Raw genomic sequence first — 24,124 nt, 5'->3', positions numbered from 1 at the left:
TTTTTGATTTTAATGCTCTCCTCTACGTATCTCTTTCAATCAATTTCAAGATGAACATGGTCTTATTGTTAAGAATTATTGATCGTAGTGATGCATCAGGATTACAAATATGGCGAACTGACACATCGCATTATTGGCTGTTCGATGGAAGTACATCGTGTATTAGGTAATGGCTTTCAGGAGGTTATTTACCAGCGTTCGCTAGCTTATGAACTTGAGCAATTTAATATAGGCTTCGCTCGTGAAGTGGATATGCCTATTTTCTATAAGGGTGTTCTGATGGGTACTCGTCGCGCAGACTTTCTAATAGAAGAGAAAGTATTGGTTAAATTAAAAGCGATTATCAAATTAGAAGAAGTTCATCTGGCCCAGTCCATCAACTATCTCGAAGCTTATAATCTGGAAATCGGATTACTAATAAACTTCGGTGCATCCAGCTTAGAATTTAAGCGTGTACTCAATCCTCATTTTCGACGCTTTCATTCCAAATAATCATCTAATGAGAAACAAAATCTGTTTCATCCATAAATCTGTTAAATCCCGGTTCAGATGACAGTCTCCATTATTGGCATAGGCTTACTAGGCGGCTCGTTTGCCCTTGCAGTGCGCGAGAAATACCCAAAAATGCGCTTCATTGGCGTTGACACCTCGCCCGTGAATGGGCAGCTGGCGTTGGCAAAAGGTATTGTCGATGACGTATTGCCGCTAGCCGAAGCGGTAGCCCAAAGCACACTCGTCGTGATGGCGACACCCGTTAATATCATCATCGACTTGCTGCCTGAGGTACTTGATCACCTGCCACCGGGCGCTACTGTAATCGACCTGGGTTCTACCAAAGAATTAATTTGTGCCGTAGCCGATGCCCATGTAAAACGAGCACAGTTTGTTGCTGTTCACCCAATGGCTGGCACCGAAAACTCTGGTCCTGGTGCGGCTTTTAAGGAATTGCTAGTAGGCAAAAACCTCATTATTTGCGATCGGGAAAAGAGCAATTCCGACAGTCTGACGCTTACCGAAAGCCTGTTCCGGGATGTGGGTATGAAATTGTTTTATATGAACCCACAGGAGCATGACCTGCACCTGGCCTACGTCTCACACCTGAGTCATATTAGCGCGTTCGCCCTCGGCCTGACTGTACTGGAAAAAGAAAAAGATGAGCAGGCCATTTTCGATATGGCTAGCACAGGCTTTAGCTCGACGGTTCGTTTAGCGAAGAGTTCTCCACAAATGTGGGCCCCTATTTTCGATCAAAATCGCACGAACGTATCCGACGCCCTGGCCGCCTACATCGACTTTCTGCAGCAATTCAAAGAGGTAATTGACAGTCAAGATGTTAAAACATCGCTCGATTTTATGCAACGGGCCAACGTTATTCGGCGGGTGCTGGATGGAATTGAGAAACGGTAAAAAAAGTAAAACTTTTTCCGGTTGCTGATACAAAACGGATTTCTGTTGGTTTATGTCATAGGACACCACTAACTGGTATGTCCTGGAACCTGAATCACAAAATACCCATGCAAGCAACTGAACAATCGGCCGGATCACAATTGGCCGCCCAGGCAGGTACTATTACAATCGGTGGCGACTTAACTGTCAATCGTATGGCGTACGGAGCTATGCGTATTACTGGGAACGGAATATGGGGGCCACCAAAAGACCATGACGAAGCGATCCGCGTTTTAAAACGCTGCCTCGATCTGGGCATTAATTTTATTGATACGGCTGATAGCTACGGCCCTTACGTTTCAGAAGAACTCATTGCCGAAGCACTTCACCCCTACCCCGACGGCTTAGTCATCGCCACCAAAGGCGGTCTACTACGTACGGGGCCGAACCAATGGCCGGTAGATGGCAGCCGGAAACATCTACAAGAGGCTCTGGAAGGCAGTCTGAAACGATTGAAAGTCGATCGAATCGATTTGTATCAACTTCACCGTTTCGACCCAAAAGTACCGTCTGACGAGTTCCTGAGTTTTTTACAGGAGGCCCAGCAACAAGGCAAAATTCGGCACATTGGTTTGTCGGAAGTAAGTATCGATCAGATCGAAGAAGCAAAAAAATACTTCGAGGTCGTGTCGGTACAGAATATGTACAACTTTGGGGAGCAGCGGTGGAATGATGTTCTAAAATACAGCGAACAGAACAACATTGCCTTTATTCCCTGGTTCCCGCTCAATGCAGGAAACGTAGCGGCTAACAATGCCATCAAAAAAGTGGCTGCTCGTCACAATGCTACAGACTATCAAATTGCGCTTGCCTGGCTCTTAGCCGCTTCACCGGCAATGCTGCCTATTGCCGGAACATCATCGGTAAAGCATTTGGAAGAAAACCTACAGGCTGTGACAATCAAACTTACCGACGAAGATTTGAATGATATGCCGCTACCTGAATAAGGTTTGCTATAAATCAGTAACCAAATCGTCAATCTGTATGCTAACACAAACCAAACAAGACCCGCAGCAATTGCTGGCTTCAACCCTGCATAGGCTGCAAGAAGGCGCTGAACACATAAGTCCAGTCAATGACTTAATTAATCAGTGGAGTGATGCACTTGGGGAAGGTAATCTGACGCTCGAAAATGTTGCCGATGAGTTATTCTCGCTCAAACGAGCGCTGGCAGATGGGAAAGCTCCCCAAATCGCCGGGTCGTTGCATACACTTAGCAAGCTAACAAAGCAGGCTGCTAACGAGGTATCGGACGTTGGTTTAGTTGGACAACTGCTTCAGCTGGCACAGGTACTGGAGGAGACATCGAAACAGGTTACGCAGGCAGGTTAATCAAACCAGCATACAACAAAAGGGAGGACTTGAAGTCCTCCCTTTTTGTTGTATGCTGGCACAACTTATGCAGCCTTCTCCAGTGAACTGATTTTATCGTGAGCAGTTTGCAATTGGCTTAATTGCTTTTGCAAATCTTCTTTAATGTACGCCGGAATATGATCTTTATCAATCGCATCCTGATAGGCTTCAATCGCAGCATTTTCGCCAAACTCAACTGAACTCAGTACGCTATCGCGATCCTTACCCGTCAGCGCTGATTTAATATCGATCCAGGCCCGGTGAATCTTACTTGTTACATCCGTTGATGTGGCATCAGATACTGCCAATCCATCAATCCGTACAATGTGATCGGCCAATTGACTACGAAAATTCTGACTCTGAATTACATAGTGCCGGAAAAGATCGTCCAGTTGTGCGTCTTCGTTGTCTTCAATCGCTTTTTCATAGCCCTGAATGCGATCATTATTGATTTTAACCAGTTCGTTGAGGTCGTCAACAATTTCCTTATTCGTGATCATAACAGTTGATTTCTATAAGTTATTAACTCAGATTACAACCAAGTGTACGCGCGATTGTTCACCTGGGACTAAAAAATGAGGGATTTGCTGAGCTCAGCAAATCCCTCATTTTTTAGTCCCAGGTATTTACTAATTGGAAGCGGTTACACTACGTAGCCGCAAAATCGACCCTTTCTCGAAAGGAAACTGACTGTCTGGACTTGTTAAGGAAATTTGAGTAATAGCTCCATCCCATCCTGTCAGTTGACTTGTGTTAATTTCATACGTACGGAACTGGCCATCGCCCACAATTGGGAAATCGACGTAGCGACCCGGTGTGTCCAGAAAGTCATAATCCTCAGGTTTACGCCACGAAAACCGGGCTATCGTTCCTTTTGTCTGAAAAGCAGCCTGTATGTAAATCTTTGGTACACTTGTCGAATTCCAGAACGACATTGGACTCATAACCCGGAATCTGCTGGCAGTCGAATCATCTCGCATCCAGCGAACAGTCAATTCATTCTGAATCGGATAGCCCTTGTCGCGAGTATGATTGAAATACCAACCCTGTCGATCGCTGACAAATTTATACGTAGGGGCCGTAGGCGGGCGAGGCTGGGCATAGGCGAACTGTCGAATATCGGTCAACGAGCCAACGACCAAAGTATATTCAAATTCATACTGCCCATTATGATCAATTAGCAAGTGAGGCTGGCTGGTTATGTAGCCCGCCGACACGTCATACTCACCCCCAACCTTTGGAACACCAAAACCCGCCGATCCGAATCGTACCTCGTTGGGCTTATACAAACCAACACCCCGTCCATCTGCATTCAGCAAGGCAATCCAGTTTTCGCTACCATATCGATTCAGTACATCCCGGTCGGTAAATTCTGATACCGCATCGTTAGTGAACGGCTTCACGCCCCCATAGGTAATCATCCGATAATAGGGCCCATTCAGGTAGACACAAGGCACCTCCTGCGTTCGGGACTCATACTGAGTGGTATCGGCCCGATTAACAACAATTTTACAACGTACGTGAATTGTATTGTCTTTGAGTTCAATCCAGTGCTCGAAGTAACAGTCGGCGGGTTCATTGAGCAAGGGCCAAATCAATGGTATCGTTTTGACGTACAGCGTGTTTTGCCCTTGTTGATAGCTAATCACCCGCGCTGGATTATTATAATAGTCACCTGTCTGAACGGGATTCCAGCCAAGATATCTCCACTGATAAACAGGATCTTTTCCATTCACACTATAGGGGTAAGGACCCGCATAAATTGAGGTTTGTATCTGCCGTCCCAAGTCATTATTGTTGACCATGTTTACGCTACTACCGGCCTCTGATAAATAAGTAATAGCTCCTCCCGCATTGAGATCAATACCCACCCGTATCTTATCATTATCCAGATACAGTCGCTTTTGGGGAGATGTTTGCGTCTGGCCAGGCAATCCGCCTGATGGTGGGTTCGGCACAACGGGCGCTTTATTAGGATCTGTAGACGGGTAATCACGAACACAGGTTACAGCCAGACAACTAACCAGAACACATATAAACAGTAAATAAGGTCGAACCATAAGCGCAATACATTAATGAATCAAATTAGTCAAAAATAGGTATATACCGAGCGTTTTCCAATAAATCACATTGTATGTTACTGATTGGTATTAGGCGAAAACCGTTGGAAGGAAATCAAAAAAAATTTACGTTAAACCCTATTGACGAACTTATTATTGAAGCAGCTTACACAAAAAAAAGGGCCTTGAGGCTTATTATCGCCACTATCGCATTATATTCTAAAATTCTCCTTTTCCATTCCCCGCTAAACCCCTAATTTTGCAGGATTTTTGACCAGACCCTGAATCGCCTGCTAATCGTCAGGCAGTGTGCTCAACTTACAACTCATTCAGGGCCGCCCATGCGGTCATTGTCCTGCTGAAAAATGCCAAAAAATTCCAACATTCGCTCGGTTCTTATTATTGGCTCAGGCCCCATTGTTATTGGCCAGGCTTGTGAGTTCGATTATGCTGGCTCACAGGCCGCTCGATCTATTCGGGAGGAAGGTATAGAAGTGTCGTTGATTAATTCCAATCCGGCCACGATCATGACCGACCCAATCAACGCCGATCATGTCTATCTACTGCCGTTAGAGAAAAAGTCTATCGTCGAAATCCTGAAAAAACACCAGGAAATGGGTCGCCCCATCGACGCCGTTCTACCAACTATGGGTGGGCAGACAGCGCTGAATCTGGCTATCGATTGCGACAAAGCCGGTATTTGGAAAAAATACAATGTTCAGATCATCGGGGTGGATATTAAAGCCATCGAAACGACCGAAGATCGTGAGAAATTCCGCCTGCTGATGCTTGAGCTTGGCGCGGGGGTTTGTAAAGGACGCACCGCTCGCTCGTTTCTGGAAGGTAAAGAAATTGCGCAGGAAATTGGCTTCCCGCTCGTTATTCGACCATCGTTTACCCTTGGCGGTACGGGCGGTGGCTTCGTCAACCGACCTGAAGATTTCGACAAGGCGCTTACCGCCGGTTTACACGCATCTCCTGTTCATGAGGTGTTGGTAGAACAAAGTGTAATGGGCTGGAAAGAGTATGAGCTGGAGTTGTTGCGTGATAACAACGGTAACTTCATCATCATCTGCTCCATCGAAAACTTCGATCCGATGGGTATTCATACCGGCGACAGTATTACAGTTGCTCCGGCCATGACCCTACCCGACACACTCTACCAAAAAATGCGCGACCTGGCCATCAGGGTGATGAGTGGTATTGGGCAGTTTGCCGGAGGATGCAATATTCAGTTTTCAGTCAACCCGCAAACGGATGACATCATCGTTATTGAGGTAAATCCACGCGTGAGCCGATCATCAGCGCTGGCATCAAAAGCAACGGGTTATCCTATTGCTAAGATTGCGGCTAAAATGTCGGTCGGGTATAACCTCGATGAACTGATCAACCCGATTACGGGCACAACGTCAGCTTTCTTCGAACCAGCTATTGACTACGTCATTGTAAAAGTACCTCGCTGGAATTTTGACAAGTTTCCGGGTGCCGACCGGTCGTTAGGCCTGCAAATGAAGTCGGTAGGCGAAACGATGGGTATTGGCCGGAACTTTCAGGAAGCCCTCCAAAAAGCCTGTCAGTCGTTAGAAATTCGTCGGAATGGCCTTGGTGCTGATGGTCACGAACTCACCGACCGAGCTGCTCTAACGGAAAGTCTGCAACACCCAAGCTGGAACCGTCTGTTCCATATCTACGATGCGTTTAAAGCCGGAATGTCCTTCCGTACGATTCAGCAATTAACCAAAATAGACCCCTGGTTTTTGCATCAGATCGAGGAATTGATTGAGCTGGAGCGTGAGATTCAAAAATACGATCTGGACGATATTCCGCCCGAACTTCTCCGGACGGCCAAGCAGAAAGGCTATGCCGATCGCCAGTTAGCTCACTTGCTTCAGGTGAAGGAAAGTAAGATTTACAATTATCGGCAGGAGCATAACATCCGCCGGGTGTATAAGTGTGTAGATACCTGCGCAGCTGAGTTCGAGGCTAAAACGCCGTATTATTATTCGACGTTTAACAATCAGTTACCCATCACAAATGACCGCCCTGAGCCGGTTTCTGACCTGCCCGGTAATGAGTCGATTCGGAGCAATCGCAAAAAGGTTGTGGTATTGGGTTCAGGACCAAACCGCATTGGCCAGGGAATCGAATTCGATTACTCTTGTGTACATGGTGTGTTGGCGGCTAAGGAAGCGGGTTATGAGACGATCATGATCAACTGTAATCCCGAAACGGTCTCAACGGACCCTGATATTGCCGACAAACTGTACTTCGAACCGGTTTTCTGGGAGCACGTTCACGCCATTATCATGCACGAGCAGCCCGAGGGCGTCATTGTGCAGTTGGGTGGTCAAACGGCGCTGAAAATGGCCGAAAAACTGACTCGCTACGGTATCAAAATCATCGGTACAAGTTGGGAAGCCCTCGACTTAGCCGAAGATCGGGGTCATTTCTCGGAGATGCTGAAAACCCTGGACATTCCATACCCAAAATTTGGAACCGTTCGGGAGTCGGAAGGCGCACTGGAATTATCGCGTGAGCTAGGATTCCCGCTGCTGGTACGGCCAAGCTACGTGCTGGGTGGCCAGAACATGAAGATCGTTATCAATGAGAACGAGCTGGAGCAACATGTAATGAAGATTCTGGAAGATATTCCAGACAACAACATCCTGCTCGACCACTTCCTCGAAAACGCCATTGAAGCGGAAGCCGATGCCATTTGCGACGGCGAGGACGTATATATCATTGGTATCATGGAGCACATCGAACCGGCGGGTATTCACTCCGGCGACTCCTATGCTGTGCTACCGACCTTCGACTTGAGCGAGAACGTGATTCGGCAAATTGAAGAACATACCAAAAAGATTGCCGTCGCGCTTAAGACCGTTGGGTTGATCAATATTCAGTTCGCCATCAAAAACGAAGTGGTCTACATTATTGAAGCAAACCCACGGGCCAGCCGTACGGTACCGTTCATCTGTAAAGCGTATCAGGAACCTTATGTCAACTATGCAACCAAGGTAATGCTAGGCGACAAGAAGGTGAAGGATTTCGATTTCAAGCCGGTCAAGAAAGGTTATGCGATCAAGATTCCGGTGTTCTCGTTCAGCAAATTCCCGAACGTAAATAAGGAACTCGGTCCCGAAATGAAATCGACCGGAGAGGGTATCTATTTCATCGACGACCTTACGGACGATTATTTCCAGAAGGTATACTCCGAACGGAATTTGTATCTGAGCCGGTAGAATTACAAAAAGAGCCACTCGAATTGAGTGGCTCTTTTTGTATCCGGATGTTTTTACCGCTGGCGGCTAAAAATGCTTGTGACTCCATCATCAGCATTCATACTAATAGACAATTCACTATTGGAAATGCCTGTAATGATACCGCCAAACATGACGAAGCGGGGATTTTTAGGCAGGTTACTATACGTCACCTGCTCTAAGTCGATTTGAGGTTTGTCTTTGCCATAGTAAACCCCACTCGTTACCCGAAATAAACCACTATAGGTGAGTGTATCATTCTGATGAAGACTGAATTTCCCATCAGATGAGAATCGCAGGACAACGCGTTCTGCCATATTGGGTTTGGTAATCCCGCCAGAAATTCCACCCGACGAGCCTATCCATTGCCAGTCGCCAATAAGCAATAGTGGAGCTGGTTCTTTACTACATCCACTTACTAAACTTAACAAAATGCCTGCGAGGCAAAGCCTTTGAAAGAGTAACATAACAGGTATTAGTCTGTTTCAGAGAGACTCCAATTTTACCCAGGCGGTTGGAATTGTTCTGGATTTTGATCTAGAATCCTAAACCAACCGTAAAACCACGAACTGTTGGACTACCAGATAAAGTCGCTCCAGCCGTGGCTGCACCCGTTGTCAGGTTAATGGTATATATTTTTGTTGTGCCGCTCGAACGCAGTAAAGCATAGGCCGTGCCGGTTGTCCCACCAATATCAAATCCATTGGCACTTTCAACGTCAGCACCCAACGAACCGACAGCAACTAATGTCCCGTTATTGGGTGGGTTTTGCTGCAATAAAACAGCGCTTCCCGGACGAACATCAATGTCATACAAGGTTGTCGTGGTAGCCCCCGCAAAATTGTTCGTATACGCAGCTGCCGATATGTTAGGAGTCCCGCCCTGTGGAGAGAACGTCAGTGCGCCATCGGTAGCGGCTAATGTGCCATCATTCGGGTTCAGGCGCAGGTTCTGGCCAGTGTTGCTCACCACACGGATGCGGTCGACCGTGGGGTTAAAGTCAAATCCAAAATCGGTTCCTGACAGCGTGAATGCTCCAGCACTACCAACCTGTACCAAATTCCAAACGTTTGTATTCGTAACAGCAATGGTATATAACCGACTCGAGCTACCTAACACAAACAATTGACCATTTACGGGTCGGGAGTCGATACCCAGAATTGACTCACCTGGTTGAAGACCTGTAATAACTTTTAGCGTCTGGGCAGTTAAACTAACCGGGTTGAAAATAAGAAGGCTATTGGTACCATCGACGGCATAAGCAACTGGATTTGTTGGAATTGCCAGTCCGATAATCGTACCAGGCAGATTGCCCAACTTCTGCAAACGCCCTGTAGATAGGTTGATTTGATCCAGTTCTGATGACCCGTTAAACTGCACAGCAACCAGACCTTGCGTATTATCATTGGGCGAAATATCGAAGCCAGCTGCTCCCGATATGTCTAACCCAAGTGGACCAACATCCGTCAACGTTCCATTATTAGGCGGATTTTGGATATACAGGCGGTCGGTGGCAGGATCAATGTCGTATAGGGTTGTTACCGTTACACCTGCGCTGCTATTCGTGTAAGCTACTTCCGAAATCATAGCCCCCATTACCCCGTTAATCACCCCATCAGTAGCAACTACTAACCCCGTTTCTGGATTCAAGCGTAAATCCTGTCCTGTATTGGTAACAAGACGAATGCGGTCAACGGTCGGATTGAAATCAATCCCAACGACAGAACCCGAAATTGCAGGTGTAAATGGAGTGGTTGTTAGCGGACGAGCCTCCGCCGTTGTTGGGTTAATGACAAACAACCGACTCATGTTGCTTACCCCATAAAGCTGTCCCGTAGCTGGGCGAAAATCGATCGATACCATGCGCTCACCCATCTGAAAATTCACGCCCGTGATAACCAGCATCGACAACGGAACACTTGAATTCTGAACGTTCAATCGTAGTAGTTGATTCGCGTCATTAATGGCATAAATTGTAGCATCGGGCAAGGCGTTTGGGTTAGGTGGCAGGCGGTGATCCTGACAACTGACCAATGTCAATAAAGAGCCAATTACCAACATACCAACAACGATACGAAGGTGTTTCGTGTAAAGCATAACCATAGAAAAGTCGTTCAGAGTAAATCAGAAAAGCAATTACACCTGACATACGTCAATACGCGGCAAATGGATTTAAAAAGATTAAAAAGAGATTAAAATTTTTATCTATAAATTAAAAAGTCATTAAAAATCTAATTACCAGATCTTCTTCAAACTCATATAACCACCAAAGGAATTGGGCATTAACTCACCCCGATCAAGCGCCAATGTAGTTGTTAACGCCAGACCGGACCCGGTACGAATAGGCCACTGAGCTGTTATAAGTGTGGATAACTGATGAAATACTTGTGGATAAGGTTGTTTGTATGATCCAAAATTTCGGCTGTAGGAAATTCGGGTTGTTACGGTTGGCCCACGCTGGAAAGTACTTGTCGTCCCCAGGTACCAGGCAACAACCCGGTTATTTGGATAATAGCCATTCCCGGCATACTCATTGCCTACCGATGGCGCTAAATCCCCTCGGGGCATAATAAACGGGGTACCAATCGTGCGTCCTCGATATGACCAACCTTCAGGGTACTGGCTGTTGTTAAAGTAATTGTCGGCACCCTGGTAGCGAGCTGTCGGGTCAAACGTTGGTCCGCTCTGATCCGTAGTACTTAGCCATTCGAGTAAGATACGCCGAAACCGGAAACGCGTGTTTGTCGTAGCCTGATTCAGGAAACGTAGTCCTGTTAATCCATCCGGTACATTTTGCAAAGCCAGTCCAGATGCATCGTCGTACATGTGCTGATGGTATAACAGCCAATTAGACCTATCTCCTTTCCATTCCAGCGCCACATCATAATTTCCGACATGATTACCTACGCGGTTGGTCCCATCGAATGTTGTAAATCGGTCGTTTTCCAGCGCATCAGGATACCGACCCGTGATAATTGACAGATAGTCCTGAAAAGAAGTGGGCAGGTTCCCATTTATGGCCAAATCTGGTCTCGCAAGCAGGTAATCGGCGTGCCCACCCCACTGAACCTGATGATTTAAGCCAGCATAAAACTGGAATCGCCAGGTTGGTTTTCCGATTCGGCCATACAAATATTTTTGATGCAGATAACTTCCCTGAATGTAGGAGTCAGCAAACCACCCATGCGCATAACCAACCCGAAAAGAAAGCAGTTTTTTCGTGAATCCAATCGGCACATAATCGGGCGTGTGCAGTTGTATTTTCGGAAATGGCATCGCATTACCCGACCAGGCCACGAAGCCCGAAGTCAACAGTGTATCGCCCAGGCCGGCCACTTCGCGTCGATTACCCCCATAGAGTTCCAGTATGCCAAACCGGATTTTTACATACGCATCGGGTAGCAAAACGGCTGGATTATCGGATGTGGACGTAGGACCAACATTAGCAACTCCATAAACCCCAAAGCCCCAGTCGAAACGGGATTTGCGTTTCGGAATCGAATCGGGTCGAGGTTTGTAATCGCGCTGAATACCCAATCGAATTGTTCCGAACGATCCTCGCAGCGGCACAGTGTTATATTGATTAGCTCGCAGCCAGAATGGATTTTGCGGGTCCGATGTCGCCATTCCACCTAGTTCAACCGAATATCGAACCGTGCCCGCAGCCGGGATCGATTGAGTTTGACCCACCAGCACGTTCAAAAAGAGAAGGCCTGTAATCAGGTAAAGTATCCGCATAATTCGATAAACAAAGGAGGAAGCGTATCTACCCGTAAACATACGGCAGAACGGATAATTGACCTCACGCACTTTATTGTTAGTATTTTAAAACATCTTGTCCTGATTTTGATTTAATATATGAAACTTGTCTTCACCGAATGACTATACCCTCTACTACGCTTAATAATGGTGTCGAAATGCCTCTGCTAGGTCTTGGTGTATACGCGCCAAGTCAGGTCAATGAAGTACAGCAGGCCATTGAATGGGCGCTCGAAATGGGTTGCCGATTAATTGATACCGCAGCCGCTTACGGCAATGAACGTGAAGTAGCCAATGCCATTAGAGCCAGCGGAATTCCCCGAAGCGATATTTTCATTACCACCAAAGTCTGGAACGACGATCAGGGCTACACTCGAACCCTACGGGCATTTAACCGAAGTCTGGAACGGCTCGGGCTCGATGTCGTCGATTTATATCTTATTCATTGGCCTATAAAAGAACATCGACACGAAACCTGGAGAGCGCTCGAAAAAATCTACTCAAGCGGTCGTGCCCGCGCCATAGGTGTCTCTAATCATTACCCCGCCCACCTGGATGATCTCCTGACAGAGGCTCACATAACGCCCGCCGTAAACCAGTTTGAGCTAAGTCCATACAGCTATCTGCCCGAAGTGCTGGACTATTGCCGGGAGAAGAATATCCAATCCGAAGGCTATGCGCCTTTAGTACGGGGGGAGAAAAATAACGATCCCAAACTGGTTGCATTGGCAGAAAAGTACGGCAAAAGCACTTACCAGATTCTAATTCGATGGTCGTTGCAACACGGAGTCGTCACCATTCCGAAGTCGGTGAAGCGTGAACGTATTCAGGAAAATTTCGACGTCTGGGATTTCACTATTTCTGACGAAGATATGGCTCTGATGGACACATTTTATGACAATACCCGTATAGCCGAAGACCCGCGCGAGATTTCATAAATTACTAATAATCAATTAATTAAGAATCATAAAATCAAATTACCCATTGTGTGACTCCGATGGGGTCAGATGTTTATAGAAGAGCCAAGATTACTATAAACATTTGACCCCATCGGGGTCACACAAAATGCAAATGATTCAATTCTACTTACTTCTAACGAATTATAACTTACTAAGAATCGTCGGTTCGTGAATGATGCACTCGACGGAATATTGTTCCCGAAGCAAGTCGGCCAAGGTGCGTAGCCCCCAAACCTCGCTCCGGCGATGCCCAACGGCAATAAAAGCGCTGCCTGTAGCATCTATGGCCTGCTGACCTGGCTTACGATAGGTACCTGTTATATACATAGTTGCCCCTTTGCTAGCAGCCTCCCGAACAAGCGCATCAGTCATGGCGCCAACCACTGCAATTCGACAACTATCGGGTTGCCATGCCCCAGAACCATGCCCGGCTTCGGCCCGGTCGTAGCCCCCAAATAGATTTTTGATAGCCGTGAGACATTGATCAAATTCTCTTGGAGTAATCTCCATAAGCATCCCGATAGGTCGTTGTGGTAGCGTTTTACCTGGCCCAATGATATCCTGTTTATAACCAAGTGGCACCAATTCCCCAACAGCTCCCATTTCCTTCGCCATTCGGGGGTTATACCCCATTGTTAGCGTTTCATCAAAGGGCAAATGATGCGTTAAAATTCCTATATCGGATGGGAGATTCGCGAGGTCGAGTTGCCAGGGACGGTGTAGCCAAAGCGCATCAATCTGCGTTTCACTGATCCAATCAGCTAACTTAGGAAACGGCTCCAGCGCCAATCCAATCCGCCTGATGGGTCGTTTAGATGGATAATAGATACCACCCCGTTCGGCGTCTGAATAGCGATCAGCCGTCAGTTCATTGTGCAGAAATTCAGCAAGATTGTCTAGATAGAATGGTGACGTAGGCATACTTTCTTAACAGGTATCGGGCAAGTTTGTTTTTCGACAGGATTAACAGGATAAAACAGGATTTCTAGATTTCAAATCCTGTTTTATCCTGTTAATCCTGTCGAAAATTTGTTATTATCTCATTGGAGATCACCTCTGTCCAGCACAAAAATGACCGTTCACTCAATCGAATTTGGTTTTCTGAAAAAGAAAATTGTAGTTTTGCAGCCTTAACTGCAACCGCCAGGTCGGTTTGTCAACGCCCATGAAGTTCCTCGCTTAAAAACCCACGTGGTTTTTTATTTCTTCTTCCGATTACTGCCGCCCGCTTCTGCATAGGTGGCCATTTTCATTTTCCAGATCATTCACATGCTGTCAGTAGCCCATTAGGCTTCGACATATCTTTTTGTTCCAATGACCAAATTTTTTCGGTTATTCCTGGCCGCACTGCGTGGTTCGGAAACCAATTTTACGTCCGGTAGTATTAACCGGGCCATTTTTCTGCTATCGGTTCCGATGATTCTGGAGATGGTGATGGAATCGCTTTTTGCGGTCGTCGATGTTTTTTTCGTGGCCAAAATCGGTACAGAAGCCATTGCCACCGTCGGACTGACCGAGTCGGTGCTCACGCTGGTGTATTCCATTGCGATTGGCCTGAGTACAGCCGCTACTGCGTTGGTATCCCGTCGGGTTGGCGAAAATAATCAGCGCGGGGCAGGCAACGCTGTCGGACAGGTAATTCTGGTATCTGTTGGGCTGGGGCTAGTGATGGGCCTGGCTGGTTTCGTGTTTGCCGAAGATATACTGCGCTTAATGGGTGGAGATGCAAAACTCATTGCCAATGGCGCCGGGTTCACTCGGATGATTTTCGCCAGTGCACCTGCCATCATGCTGCTCTATACGCTGAGTGGTTGTTTGCGTGGTTCGGGCGATGCGTCGGTAGCCATGCGGTCGCTGTGGCTGGCCAACGGGGTGAATATCGTCCTGTGTCCGGTGCTTATTTTCGGAATAGGTCCATTTCCTGAACTGGGCGTGATGGGCTCTGCCGTAGCCACTACCATTGGTCGGACAATGGGTGTATTCTATCAGCTTTATGCCCTGACGCGGGTAAAAGGTGTTATCCAGGTACTCCGATCCGATGTATCGCCTGATGCGGGTATTATTCGCAACCTTCTCAGTTTAGCCATTGGGGGCACCAGCCAGTTTCTGGTCGGTTCTGCCAGCTGGATATTTCTGACCCGAATTCTGTCCACTTTTGGTAGCGATGTGGTGGCAGGTTATACGATCGCCATCCGCATTATTGTGTTCACAATTCTGCCTTCGTGGGGAATGGCCAATGCGGCTGCTACGCTGGTTGGGCAGAATTTAGGGGCTGGTCAGCCCGAACGTGCCGAAACCTCCGCCTGGCGGGCGGCTTTCTGCAACATGCTCTTTTTAGCCACGGTTGGCGTCGGATTCTACCTGGGAGCCGCCCCAATCGTCGGTTTGTTCGATCACAACGTTCGCGTTGTCGAAATTGCGGTCGAATGCCTTCGAGTCTTTTGTCTGGGTTATCTGTTTATGGCATACGGTATGGTGCTTAGCCAGGCACTCAATGGTGCAGGCGATACCCGAACGCCCACACTTATTAACATTGTATGCTTTTGGGTGGTTGAAATACCACTAGCCTATACACTGGCTCACTTGCTAAACTGGGGACCTCCGGGCGTATTCTGGTCTGTGGCTATCAGTGAAACGTTACTGGCCGGTATAGCCGTCTGGATTTTCCGGCGGGGACGCTGGAAAACCGTTCAGGTATAGTTTTTGACAGGATTTACAGGATAAAACAGGATTGATAACTTGAGCAAATAATCCTGTTCATCCTGTAAATCCTGTCAAAAAAAGCAAACCTGTCTTATGCCCGTTTCAGCAGATTTACTGCCGAAACTTTTACCGAATAGGGTCCGTTATAATTAACAGGCTTATAGCTTTTTACAAGGATTAAATGCTTTGTTTGTACGCTATAACTGCCTAATCACCTCTAGAAATTTACATGATCGACAACACAAAACCACCCGAAACCGCTGTGTTGGTCGCGCTGATTACGCAAAAGCAAACCGCCGACCAAACCAAAGAATATCTTGATGAATTAGCGTTTCTGGCCGAAACGTCGGGTGTTAAAACTATCAAATCGTTTACCCAAAAACTTGACCATCCTGATAATCGCACGTTTGTTGGGAAGGGCAAATTGGAGGAAATCCAGATGTTCATTCTCGACAATCCGGTTGATTCTATCATTTTTGATGATGATCTGACCCCTTCTCAGGTGCGAAACCTGGAAGCGAGCTTTAAAGATATTAAGGTACTTGACCGCAGTTTGCTCATCCTGAATATTTTCTCGATGCGGGCCCAAACGGCTCAATCGCGTGTTCAGGTCGAGCTGGCTCAATATCAGTACATGTATCCTCGCCTGACCCGCATGTGGAGCCACTTAACCAGCCAGAAAGGGGGCGTGGGGATGCGAGGACCAGGAGAGAAAGAGCTCGAAACCGACCGTCGGATCGTGAAAGACCGAATTGCGTTTCTGAAAGAGAAACTGGCCAAAATTGACAAACAGAGCCAGACACGCCGGAAAGAGCGTGATCGCTTAGTACGCGTAGCTTTGGTTGGTTATACCAACGTGGGCAAATCAACGCTGATGCGGACGATGGCCAAAACCGACGTATTTGCCGAAAACAAACTCTTCGCCACGGTAGATTCGACCGTACGAAAAGTGACGTTGGGCAATATTCCGTTTCTATTGACTGATACGGTTGGTTTTATCCGTAAACTGCCAACGATGCTGATCGAGTCGTTCAAGTCCACACTCGATGAAGTACGTGAAGCGGATATTCTGGTTCACGTAGTTGATGTCTCGCACCCGAATTTTGAAGAGCAGATTGAAGTCGTCAACGCTACACTGGCCGACATTAAAGCGGCTGATAAACCAATGGTGCTGGTCTTCAACAAAATGGACCGTTTTGTTCCAAAAGATGAATGGACAGAGTCATTAAATTCGTCTGATGATGAGGAATTTACCGACTCCCACGAAGAAGTTATCGTTCCGATAGCTGTGCGTCGAAAAACTGCGCTGGAATACCTGAAGAAAACCTATTTGACTCAAAAAGCGGACTATGTTGCCTTTATTTCTGCGGAAACCGGTGAGAACATAGGCGAACTTCGCGAATTACTCTACGATTTGGTAAAGGAGCGTCATTATCAGATTTATCCGAACTGGTTGCACGTTCCCCTCACTGAATCAGCGGAATACGGCGACGGTTTGGCAGGCTGATAGATTTTTGACAATTTTGTATTTATGAGCGGTCAATGCTGGCCGCTCCTTTTTTGGTCCTGTAGTTCAACGGATAGAATAAGCGTTTCCTAAACGCTTGATACGGGTTCGATTCCCGTCGGGACTACGAAACAGGAGAAAACCCCCTATACAGCGCGTATTGGGGGTTTTTCGTTTACTAATCCATTTACTAAGACCAAAAAACCACCGTCCTTTTACTAATATTTTACGAATGGGAACAATACAGAACTTCACTCAAAAGGTTGTTATCCGAGATAAACCTAGGTCGTAGTCAATTTCTGTTTGCAAAACGATGCTATACAGCTAATTTCAGGTTAATGAACTCAATTTAGAAATTGAGTTTTTTGCCCTCGTTATACGGTTTTGGAAATATCTGATTTTGAGAGGCTTTTTGTCAGAAATTAATTCTTCACATCTGCCAGACTGGGCTTGCTCAGAAACTGGCAGGGCTGATTTATAATCGCACTGACAACAAAGACTCGATGACTGAATAACTAAGGCAATTGGAATTAGTGAAGCAGGTCTGATAAAATTTCTTAAGAGTAAAATCAGACCGAATAGAATAGCGGGTATACTCAAGAGTTGACCCATATTCAAACGCATATTGTCTTCAAAGGCCATCTGATTTTCCTTGAAAAATTCCCAGACAAATCGGAAGCCAAATACCCAAATTAGAAATATACCGACCATCGTACCCGGTGCTGACCGATTCCGATAGGCTCGCCAGTACCAGAATAAAATGAAGAAGAGAAGTAAATAGGATATGGATTCGTACAATTGAGTAGGATGGCGAGGAACCTGGCTAAACTCATGATCTCTCAGAAAGACGAACGCCCAGGGTACAGTAGTCGGCTTTCCGAAGATTTCGGAGTTCATCAGATTTCCAAACCGAATAAAGGCTCCGGCTAAAGCTATGGCAATACATATTCGGTCACTAACCCACCAAAACGTTTGACCACTAGCCTGGCTTGACTGACGACGTGAATAGAGCCAAAGGCCAATAATGATGCTTCCTATAGCTCCATGACTAGCCAATCCTTCGAAAGGGGGTGTTATGATTCGTAACGGATTCTGGATGAACATGTAAGGCTCATAAAACAAAAAATGCCCTATTCTGGCCCCCACAATAGTTGAAACCACCATTGTCATTAGCAATGAGTCGGTATCAGAAAGGGGTTTCTTTTCGGTCTTGAAAATGTGAGTCATGGTCTGAGCTCCAAGCAAGAACCCAGCAGCGAATAGTAAGCCATACCATCTCACTGGCCAGGAGCCAATACGAAAGAGTTCGGGGTCAACATCCCAGATAATGTATTGAAGCATCGTTTTTCTGTTGAATAATCTCCTATATATTCAGAAACGCTCAAGCGCCAAATATAACGTAAGCAACCGCGAAATCAGTAGCTATGGAAATTCGGCTTCAAGACAAACACTCAGTTAGAATCAATTAACTTTTTGCCATACAGTCTGCCCACCAATGATCGACGTAAAGGTTTGGGCATCTTCCGTAAAGGAGAAGGCAGGTTGAGAAACGGATGTACCATTGACAACAGAATTGAATATCCAGCCAATGGGAAGTCTGGTACAGTAGCCACCATTACTGTAGCATGGGGCACAACTGCAAGCTTCATTAGAGGGGATAATTGTTGTGGTACTCTTGCCCACAAAATCAAAAGAACCGCTATTCAGATAGCCAGGTGAACCACTCTTGTCGGCGTTATACCACAGTCGAATTGTCCAGCCAGTAGGGCTTATCACCGCTGTTCCGCTTGCAAGCTCACCTTGCCTGTAGGAGATAAGATTGTAGGTCCCATACGCGTAAAGCTGATTAAATGGGGGGACAGTTGTTGTAAACGATAAAACTCCACCATAAGCTGGCAGGAAAGAGGTATTTGCGTAAGCTCGAACGTAATATGTTTTGCCGGGTATCAAGTTGGTTAAACCTGCTGTGAACGTCTTACTGGAAGGCGGATGAAGTCCCGTTTTAAAATCAACTTTATTATCATCAATAGTAGGTGATGTATTCGTGCTTGAATAAACCATTCCATACTTGTCAAAATTGCCAAGGTCAAACTTCTGAATGACCCCCTGTACCTGTGCGGACGTAGCTGTTACACTGGAAACTTGTTGTGTTATGATAATCGGCTTTTCTGTTGTTGTGCACTTTTCCTTGAATAATGGAATGTTTAGCGCTGTAGTACTAACATCAAGCAGGGTAGCATTTAACAGGCTTAATTTAGCTGAGGCATATAAATTCGCATTGGCCGAATAACAAATAGTAAAATTATTACCTGTGCTAACCGTTGCTTTAATTTTGGCCGCATCAAACTGACAACCAACAGCTGCATTGGCATCTGCTTTGAACAATTTGTCGACGTAGCTATAATTTTGGTCGAAGAGGGTAAATTTTACTTCAAGCTTTAGATAACACGCAAATTCAACACTGGTCGAAGCACTCTCCTCACGGAAACCTGTTATAGGCGAATCCAGAATAGAGTCCCATGAATTAATCCAGTTCGTTGCTCCATTCACATACTCAGTCCCAATACTTCCATTTGTCTTCATCTTCGCAAAGGTCTGAACGGGCAAAGACACTTTACCCGTAAATTTAGCCCCGGCTTTTACGCTTGTTACCGGACGAATGGGCATAAATGGAAAGGCAGGTATCCGGATAGGTGGCAGCCGATACTCCTCTAATGTTTTTTCAATGACTGGAATCGTTATGCTTGGTATATCCAGTTGAAGGGAAGTCTCATTGGCAACATCATATTTAGCTATGAAGTAAGACAATGTACTCTTCGATGTACCATTGTCCGTAAATTTCCAGTTGATATAACCTGTCAGCTTATTATTGAATTGCCCTTTGAAGTTGAGCTGATCTCCAGTTGTGCCCGTATTGCCATCGGCATCAAACAAAGTAATGCCTACGGCTAAATTGACACTACTAATGATACCAGGGGTATTTTGTGGAGAGTTGGTTGTAGGATTTGACAAATCAAAAATGGTCTTAATATCTCCGTTCTTAATTAATTCGTTTAAGGCAGCGTTTTGCGTATTTATTATCGTCTGACCTCCAGAATTGCTTATTGATGTAACCTTACGCAAATACCCATTAATCGCATTGGTGTGAATACCTGAAACCAGTATATCACCGACCTTAAAATTGGCTATTTCGCCACTGGTCTGAAAAACTAACTGGGTTTCATTGAGTGTGCTAAGCTGCTGGTTTACATTGTCACTTACCATTTTGACGTTACTAAACAACTCGATATTGCTATCATAATTTAGTATACGTAATCGGCTATCCGTGTTAAACTTTAGGCTTCCGTTGGCTTTGTAAACCATCGTGCCAACTTGTGCTGTAAAATTTGCCGGAATTGTAACCAGATGAAGTAGTTGTACAGCATCGGTTCCTATCGGTATTCGCCCACAAGACCATACTGTCGGATCGTTCCAGTTTCCGTTTTTAACACTTTGTAATTCAACAGTCGACACAATCGCACTTGCCGTAGCTGTGCACCCATTGGCGTCGGTTACAATAATCGAATAGGAGTTTCCGCCCGACAGTGGATAAGTTAGCGCTGCGCCTACAGTTGACGAAATAATGGGCGTACTACCAGACCATACATACGAAACCACACTTGTATTAGGTATGGCTGTCAAGCTTAATGGAGACCCAGCGCAAACGGTTAAGCTACTCCCTAAAGCAGGCATAATTTTCACGCTTGCGTTAGGCGGACAAATGGTTGCCTTAAGCAGAAAAGTAGTGCTAATAGCTAAACCACCAGGGTCAGTAGCTGTTACAGTTACTGAGTAAGGTACAGATGTATCAGTTCCTAGGGCAAGAGTTCCACTAACTACATTATTCGTGAATTGAAGCCCATCTGGCAATCCAGCTAGTGTTACTGTCAGACTATTGGGCGTCTGGTCGTCAGTAAATGTATTCGCTGGAATGGTGTAGTTAAACGGTTGGCCAATAGAAGCTGTCTGGTCAGGAATGGCATTTTGTACTTTTGGTAACGTATTGGGCTGAGAGTCATCGAGTGAGGTCAGGATAATTCCGTCTCCTACGGCTACAAATAAGCCATTGCCATACCCAACACCGTTTAAGGTATTAATGGTACCAGAGGTACGGGTTGTCCAGGCAATACCTGTTGGAGAAGTGATTATCTTCCCACTCCAGCCAACCGTCATAAACAAACTATTGGCATAAATCAGATTATTGGGATTACTGATGATTCCACCAATATTCTGGGCGGTCCAGCTAGTACCATTAGCAGAGGTATAGGCAACTCCTCTATAAAAGCTACCTGCATCATAGCCCACAATTGTAAATACACCATTGCCATAGCTAACACCATTCAACGTAACAGAGGTATTCGTAAGCGACTTTCTGGTCCAGTTAACGCCATCAGATGAAACATAAATGGTTCCTACATCGCCCACGGCAACAAACAACCCATTTCCATAGGTAACACCATACAGCCTCCTGCCGGCATAGAACGAACGATACCAGGTAGTCCCATTCAGCGATACCATCCCATAACCACTCTCTTCTACGGCTACAAACACTCCATTCCCAAACGTACAGTCACTTATCCCATAGCCATACGCTTCAGTAGGGCGACTGGTCCAATTTATGCCATCGGGCGAGGTCAGCAGGACACCATACTCAGACGAAGCACCTACGGCCACAAATAGACCATTTCCATAGGAGACTCGACGCAGATTATTAATAGTTCCTGAGCTTCTGCCTGTCCAGGTAGCACCATCTGTTGATGTCATAATCATTCCTGTCCCTCCCACGGCAACATACATACCGTTGCCATAGGCGACGCCGTTTAGGTTGGAACTGCTTCCAATACCTCGGCTTACCCAGGTAATACTATCGGTAGAAGTTAGGAGTATGCCCCCTCCTACAACGATAAATGAGCCATTAGCGTAGGCTACACTTGTTAATGGCTCAACGGTAGGAGACTCCTGACGGGTCCAGGAGGTACCATTGCTGGACGCGAATATGGCACCTTTATCGCCCACGGCCACAAAGGTGCCATTGGCGTAGATAACACAGCGCAGATAACCATCGGTGCCGGTGCTTCTGAGGATCCAGGTGATGCCATCGGCCGAAGAATAAATGGCTGTAGTTGAATTGATTCGATCTTTACCAGTTGCGATAAGCAACCCATTACCATAGGCGATACTAAGTACATCAAAACCATTAGCGATACCACGGCTGGTCCAGGCAAGGCCATCAGGCGAAGTAAATACTGCACCGCTCCCTACTGCCACAAACTGACTATTGGCATAAATGATGTCATAGAGGTAATTAGTTGTATCGATATTCCGGTTAGTCCAGCTGATGCCATCGGGCGAGGTCATAATGATTCCATTCCAGCCTACAGCTACATAAAGCCCATTAGCGTACGTAACACTTGTCAACTGACCACTGGTGCCACTTAGCCGGCTTGTCCAGGTTTTACCATCCGGCGATGTGAAAATAGCCCCGTATCCAACGGCTACAAACAACCCATTTGCATAGACAACACCATTTAAGTCATTCCCGATATTCTGGCTGGTCCAGATAAGGCCATCAGACGAAGTTAGAATGTTATTACCCACGGCTACATATACTCCATTGCCATACGTGATATCTTTTGGAGAACCGTTGATGGCTGGACTGCGGAGAGTCCAGCTTATGCTATCGGGTGAGATTAGAATTACATTTCCTACCCCCACAAACACACCATTGGCATATGCGACACCTGATAGCGAATTCGATGTGGTGCGTGGCGTCCAGGTAATGCCATCGGGCGAGGTGTACGCAGAAAGTCCACCAACGGCTACAAAGGAACCGTTGACGTAAATGACGTCAGAAATACTCCCTGTATTACTACTAAGAAGTCCCGCTGTCCATGTAATGCCATTGGCTGAGGTAAAAATAGTAGTGCCGCTCCCTCCTGTCACAAACAGACCATTACCATATGTAATACTTTCCAGGCTATATCCGGAGCTAATATTCCGACTGGTCCAGGTGATGCCATCAGGCGAGGTCATAATGTTTCCACTCCAGCCTACAATAACAAACAACCCATTCCCATAGGCAACATCTTTCAAAATAGCCGTAGAGCCCGAACTTCTTGGGGTCCAGGCAATACCATCGGGCGAGGTTAAAATAGTGCCATTTAGACCTACAATAATGAATAACCCATTAGCGAAGGTAAGACCGCGCAATGAAGAGCTCACTCCCGAACTTCTTGCAGTCCAGGTAACGCCATTGGGTGAGGTTAAAATCGTACCTCCATCACCAACAGCCACAAATAAGCCATTACCATAGCTAACACTAAACAAATATCCGCCAAAGTTCACCGGTCGATTTGTCCATGTAATCCCATCAGATGAACTACGGATAAGCCCATTGTTGCCTACCGCGACAAATAAGCTCCCATTGGTAGCCACCGAATAAAGCATATTATCCGCCAGGGGAATAGGCGACCAAGTTGTCTGAGCAAGACTGGATAAACTACATAAAACAAATAGAGCACTCAGTAAAAGGTTTCTCATTATAGAAGCTATCAGTTGAACATGTCTAAGCTTTTAGTTTTTGCTCAAAATCAATGAGTTGTTGTCAAGAACTAAAAGTTGAAACAGGTTCATTTTATGAAGTGGACAGAAGTTGAAAATCGACCTTTTATTAACACTTAAATGAATTCACAGACTTCACATTGACTATTTGTCAATTGTTCTCATTAGCGTTATACCAAAAACAACTCTACTATAAAATATGTATATCAATTTGTCAAAACTATGAAACAACAAAGCTATAATAAACAATTTCTAATATTTGCATACTTATTATATAACATTTACTGGCAAATATAAACATATAAACTTATTCACTATATTGTTAAGGGAAAATTTTCCTTTTTGTAAGTAATTTCCCTTATAAGCCGTTCTAAATAAGTTGGAAAAGAGGTTAACAAGCTGCGGTCTGCCAGGCGCCAAATCTGTTTGAGAAACGATTCAGCATAGGTTCGCCGGCCCGTCGTCAGCTAAAAGTGG

General features: G+C 45.9%; 16 protein-coding genes and 1 tRNA gene. 9 read left to right on the top strand and 8 right to left on the bottom strand.

Annotated features, from left to right (window positions below):
- The first annotated feature begins 90 nt into the window (after positions 1-90).
- The 4 genes from GO755_RS24020 to GO755_RS24005 all read left to right on the top strand — a co-directional run bounded on the left by GO755_RS24020 (position 91) and on the right by GO755_RS24005 (position 2,778).
- Positions 91-492: a GxxExxY protein gene (locus GO755_RS24020; RefSeq protein WP_157587841.1), complete on the top strand. Its 402-nt coding sequence runs from the start codon at positions 91-93 to the stop codon at positions 490-492.
- A gap of 57 nt (positions 493-549) precedes the next feature.
- Positions 550-1,407, top strand: coding sequence for a prephenate dehydrogenase (locus tag GO755_RS24015; RefSeq protein WP_157587840.1), 858 nt, complete (start codon positions 550-552; stop codon positions 1,405-1,407).
- Between the two features lie 107 nt (positions 1,408-1,514).
- Positions 1,515-2,393 (top strand): aldo/keto reductase, encoded by an 879-nt coding sequence (locus GO755_RS24010; protein WP_157587839.1) that lies wholly within the window; start codon positions 1,515-1,517, stop codon positions 2,391-2,393.
- A gap of 37 nt (positions 2,394-2,430) precedes the next feature.
- Entirely contained in the window at positions 2,431-2,778 is a 348-nt protein-coding gene (locus tag GO755_RS24005) for a hypothetical protein (protein ID WP_157587838.1), read from the top strand.
- A 65-nt stretch (positions 2,779-2,843) separates the two neighbouring features.
- On the opposite strand, the gene GO755_RS24000 is transcribed toward GO755_RS24005, so the two are convergent.
- Both GO755_RS24000 and GO755_RS23995 read right to left on the bottom strand, forming a co-directional pair.
- The gene (locus GO755_RS24000; RefSeq protein ID WP_157587837.1) at positions 2,844-3,299 is read right to left on the bottom strand and encodes a ferritin-like domain-containing protein; all 456 of its coding nucleotides are present in this window, start codon (positions 3,297-3,299) and stop codon (positions 2,844-2,846) included.
- Positions 3,300-3,428: 129 nt separating this feature from the next.
- Positions 3,429-4,859: a hypothetical protein gene (locus GO755_RS23995; RefSeq protein ID WP_157587836.1), complete on the bottom strand. Its 1,431-nt coding sequence runs from the start codon at positions 4,857-4,859 to the stop codon at positions 3,429-3,431.
- A 365-nt stretch (positions 4,860-5,224) separates the two neighbouring features.
- On the opposite strand from GO755_RS23995, the gene carB reads away from it, so the two are divergent.
- On the top strand, positions 5,225-8,101 hold the full coding sequence (gene carB, locus GO755_RS23990) for a carbamoyl-phosphate synthase large subunit (RefSeq protein WP_157587835.1): 2,877 nt from the start codon (positions 5,225-5,227) through the stop codon (positions 8,099-8,101).
- 53 nt (positions 8,102-8,154) lie between these two features.
- On the opposite strand, the gene GO755_RS23985 is transcribed toward carB, so the two are convergent.
- The 3 genes from GO755_RS23985 to GO755_RS23975 form a co-directional block, all read right to left on the bottom strand.
- Positions 8,155-8,586 (bottom strand): hypothetical protein, encoded by a 432-nt coding sequence (locus GO755_RS23985; protein WP_157587834.1) that lies wholly within the window; start codon positions 8,584-8,586, stop codon positions 8,155-8,157.
- Positions 8,587-8,656: 70 nt separating this feature from the next.
- Positions 8,657-10,222 carry a DUF4394 domain-containing protein gene (locus GO755_RS23980; protein ID WP_157587833.1) on the bottom strand — a complete coding sequence of 522 codons (1,566 nt, stop codon included), beginning with the start codon at positions 10,220-10,222 and terminating at the stop codon, positions 8,657-8,659.
- Between the two features lie 132 nt (positions 10,223-10,354).
- Positions 10,355-11,857 (bottom strand): capsule assembly Wzi family protein, encoded by a 1,503-nt coding sequence (locus GO755_RS23975; RefSeq protein WP_157587832.1) that lies wholly within the window; start codon positions 11,855-11,857, stop codon positions 10,355-10,357.
- A gap of 140 nt (positions 11,858-11,997) precedes the next feature.
- On the opposite strand from GO755_RS23975, the gene GO755_RS23970 reads away from it, so the two are divergent.
- Entirely contained in the window at positions 11,998-12,816 is an 819-nt protein-coding gene (locus GO755_RS23970) for an aldo/keto reductase (RefSeq protein ID WP_157587831.1), read from the top strand.
- 162 nt (positions 12,817-12,978) lie between these two features.
- Here the strand turns inward: GO755_RS23970 and GO755_RS23965 are convergent, their stop codons facing one another.
- Positions 12,979-13,758 carry a Nif3-like dinuclear metal center hexameric protein gene (locus GO755_RS23965; protein ID WP_157587830.1) on the bottom strand — a complete coding sequence of 260 codons (780 nt, stop codon included), beginning with the start codon at positions 13,756-13,758 and terminating at the stop codon, positions 12,979-12,981.
- A gap of 393 nt (positions 13,759-14,151) precedes the next feature.
- Here GO755_RS23965 and GO755_RS23960 point away from each other — a divergent pair, with 393 nt between their 5' ends.
- The 3 genes from GO755_RS23960 to GO755_RS23950 all read left to right on the top strand — a co-directional run bounded on the left by GO755_RS23960 (position 14,152) and on the right by GO755_RS23950 (position 17,174).
- Complete coding sequence (locus tag GO755_RS23960) at positions 14,152-15,537, top strand: MATE family efflux transporter (protein WP_157587829.1); 1,386 nt, start codon at positions 14,152-14,154, stop codon at positions 15,535-15,537.
- 232 nt (positions 15,538-15,769) lie between these two features.
- Complete coding sequence (gene hflX, locus GO755_RS23955) at positions 15,770-17,047, top strand: GTPase HflX (protein ID WP_157587828.1); 1,278 nt, start codon at positions 15,770-15,772, stop codon at positions 17,045-17,047.
- A 55-nt stretch (positions 17,048-17,102) separates the two neighbouring features.
- A tRNA-Arg gene (locus GO755_RS23950) sits at positions 17,103-17,174 on the top strand.
- Positions 17,175-17,377: 203 nt separating this feature from the next.
- On the opposite strand, the gene lgt is transcribed toward GO755_RS23950, so the two are convergent.
- On the bottom strand, positions 17,378-18,388 hold the full coding sequence (gene lgt / locus GO755_RS23945; protein WP_157587827.1) for a prolipoprotein diacylglyceryl transferase: 1,011 nt from the start codon (positions 18,386-18,388) through the stop codon (positions 17,378-17,380).
- A gap of 120 nt (positions 18,389-18,508) precedes the next feature.
- Complete coding sequence (locus GO755_RS23940) at positions 18,509-23,626, bottom strand: putative Ig domain-containing protein (protein ID WP_157587826.1); 5,118 nt, start codon at positions 23,624-23,626, stop codon at positions 18,509-18,511.
- Positions 23,627-24,124: the final 498 nt, after the last annotated feature.

It is taken from the genome of Spirosoma arboris (assembly GCF_009754945.1).
GTDB classification, from domain to species: domain Bacteria; phylum Bacteroidota; class Bacteroidia; order Cytophagales; family Spirosomataceae; genus Spirosoma; species Spirosoma arboris.
This window is presented reverse-complemented; position numbering and strand designations above follow the sequence as displayed.